This is a genomic window from Alteromonas sp. BZK5 (genome assembly GCF_014349115.1).
Lineage (GTDB): Bacteria > Pseudomonadota > Gammaproteobacteria > Enterobacterales > Alteromonadaceae > Alteromonas > Alteromonas macleodii.
This window is the reverse complement of the sequence record NZ_JACSOE010000192.1, coordinates 1-2,872: the sequence shown is the minus strand read 5'-3', so window position 1 is coordinate 2,872 and position 2,872 is coordinate 1. Positions and strand designations below refer to the sequence as shown.

General features: G+C 45.4%; 2 protein-coding genes and 1 pseudogene. 1 reads left to right on the top strand and 2 read right to left on the bottom strand.

What is annotated here, in order from left to right; genetic code table 11:
* A pseudogene (locus tag BIZ39_RS21105) lies at positions 1 to 618 on the top strand (hypothetical protein); the annotation flags it as partial.
* Positions 619 to 633: 15 nt separating this feature from the next.
* Here BIZ39_RS21105 and BIZ39_RS21100 read toward each other — a convergent pair.
* Both BIZ39_RS21100 and BIZ39_RS21095 read right to left on the bottom strand, forming a co-directional pair.
* Positions 634 to 1,797 carry a helix-turn-helix domain-containing protein gene (locus BIZ39_RS21100; protein WP_187448007.1) on the bottom strand — a complete coding sequence of 388 codons (1,164 nt, stop codon included), beginning with the start codon at positions 1,795 to 1,797 and terminating at the stop codon, positions 634 to 636.
* A gap of 1 nt (position 1,798) precedes the next feature.
* Positions 1,799 to 2,422, bottom strand: coding sequence for a hypothetical protein (locus BIZ39_RS21095; RefSeq protein ID WP_187448006.1), 624 nt, complete (start codon positions 2,420 to 2,422; stop codon positions 1,799 to 1,801).
* Positions 2,423 to 2,872 lie beyond the last annotated feature (450 nt).

Genomic DNA, 2,872 nt, shown 5'->3' with positions numbered 1-2,872 from the left:
GAGTATCGGCATAGCGAGGGAAACAAGATTCTGAGTGAGGCCGCTTTGGTATTGGCAGATAATCGACTCGGCTATCCAACCTTTGTAAAAATATGGCAACCCAAGCTTGAGCCAGCCGTTGGCGAAGACAAAGAGCTCACGGTGAAATTTGGTAAGGAGTGGGATCTTTCTAAAAAATCACCGAAGCCAATTTATATTCACAACGGCGTTAACTTTGGTGTCATGGTTTGCTCAGAACTGCAAAATAGCAAGGCACGCATTCGTTTCCAAGGTGCAGTTGATGCCCTTATGGTGCTCAGTTGGAACAGGGATCTGGATACTTTCGCCTCCCTGATCGAATCCGCTGCACTAGATGTTCATGCTTATACCATATTGGTAAACAACCGGAAGTATGGCGATAGCCGCGTTCGATCACCAGCCAAAGAAAGCTTCCTTCGGGATATTGCCAGACTGAGGGGAGGGGATAATGACTTCGTGGTTGCCGCGACCTTGGATATTGCGGCTCTTAGAGCATTCCAAAGTCGCGCTAAACGCTGGCCAGAAAATGGTGACAAATTTAAGCCTTTGCCAGAAGGGTTTAAGATATTGGGCGACAGACGAAAGCTACCGCCCAAGTAGTAAGGTTTTTTGAGGCTAAGTCACCAGCTTTAAACTTGGTCGCTTATTTTGAGAGATATTACCGTGTGATTTCCCGCTCAAGACGTTCAACATCAAGCCAAAGGTTAGCTCATCCAGCTCTTCTGGCTGAATCAGCAACTCTCTCGCAACATCAGCTTTGGAAATACCATCTTCTCGCAGACTCGCGAATACCTTCTTAAGCACTTGCGATGTTTCAAAAGGTGAAGGTTCCGGTTCATGAACCCGCCCTAGTTTGGCCAGATCAATGCATAGCGTTCGATAGGTCCAGTCGGTTGTCAGGTTGAGCGAGTGTAACCGGTAGTTAAGTGCGGCAGCAGACACATTCCAGTACTTTTTATGGGAGATAAGGCTTTTTAAAGTCGCCGATCTTGGCGCATTGGCCAAAACACTCCTACGCGGCATCAAAAAGGCCGACGCGAAGGCATTTGCTTCTTTTTCCGCTTCTTGACCTTGGGGAGCACCGTGACGATGCATAACCAGATGGCCAAGTTCATGTGCCGCATCAAAACGGCAACGTTCCGCTGTTTTCTTGGTGTTGAGAAATACAAAAGGAATTTCACCGTACCACATGGAAAAAGCGTCAACTTCTCTGGCATCAACAGATAGTGAGAAGACACGCACACCCTTAGCTTCAAGCAATGCGATCATGCTTTTGATTGGAAGCTCACCTAAATCCCAGTAGCGGCGGAGCATTTCAGCGGCTGCTTCCGGGTCATTGCCTTGGCTCCCGCTTGGGTATTGGTCTCCTTCAGACGATTGCTGGCCTTTATCGTTTTTTGACCTTTCATCCGAGGAGAGCCTGTAATCCTCTGGAAAATCTGGCGCAGGCAAATCAAACTTTTTTTCAATCCATTGGTTCAAAAGTAACGCAACAGATCCTGCAGAAAGCGCGATGTCTCTTTGGGCGGCAGTCATTTTGGTAAGCGCACGAAAGCTCGCCACCTCAACCGGCAGCTCTTCTACGTCATCAGCAAAGAAAAATTCGACCGGAAAACGAAGTGCGTTCGCGATCTTTTCAATAGTCTGGCTTTCAGGCACAGTTTGACCGCTCTCATAAGCAGTAATCGACCGATCTGTTACACCCACTTCTTTTGCCAATGCCCGCTTTGTTAGCCCTCGGCGCTTTCGCGCGAGAGCAAAACGAGTATTGTTAAACATGTTATGCCTTCTTCTTGATAGGTACTTCTATATCTGGCAAATCAGGTGCTTTAATTTCGACTGAATCATCATCTAACGGCATGCTCGGTAAAATAATGCGTTCTTTCCAGCCATTAATTTTGCCACTAGATATGCTGGATGGCAGTGAGAGCTCGCAGCGCACCTCATCAGTACCCAAATGCATCAGCAATACCCACGTTGTAAGGCCTTGAACATCTTCAATTACAGGCAATAGTTCACTGAACATATCCAGCTGATTGTTAGTTTCAACGGCTTCAGCCGTATTCACACCCTTGGGGCACTTATTTGAAGGTGTCGCTCCGATCATGCCGGTTGCTTCATCGCCAGTAGTAACGACAATGGCTAAACCTGCTTTCTGATTCACAGAGAGTTCGTAGTTGCCTTTATCCTCTTTAATCCAACCATGGGATATAAGCTGCTCTCTCAAAACTGCAACGACTTCTGCCCACATAATGATCCCTCGAGCGATTCGAGGGTGATTACTGGTAGTACGAGACCGTGCAAGGTAACCTTGCCATACAGACTCTGTAAGTGCTGTCATCGGAATACCCAGCTGGGATAGCCGATCCAGGGCATTTTCTTCAGTGTGTAGTTGGTCGTTCATTTAGTCGCCTCTAGAATAAAGCATTGCTCTTCCTGTTTTTATACCTCAAATGAGGAAGAAAAACAAGAAGAGTGTAAGCGTAATTATAAATCTGGCAACAGGCGTGCACCGCGAACTGAAATGTCTCGTTTGCCCTCTGATGCAACTAATTCAGTATTGATGATTTATGTTTTAGACGGAAGCTTCCGCCTAGAAATACACAAAGTATGACAGTTTTTTGTTCCATTTATTGAGTGAAAAAAAGTGATGATTGATAAAAGTATGATACTTTTACTATTTGCTAAAAATAACGCAGCAATAGAATCAATGAGTTACATTGGTTAAAGTATGATAGTTTTTTGTAAATCTACAGTATTACGCAATTGGCTAAAGAAGCGGTTGCTGGTGCAAATCAATAAGCACGCTTTAGTCATTAGCTTAAAGAGAAAAAACCTGCTTTATGCAGGTTTT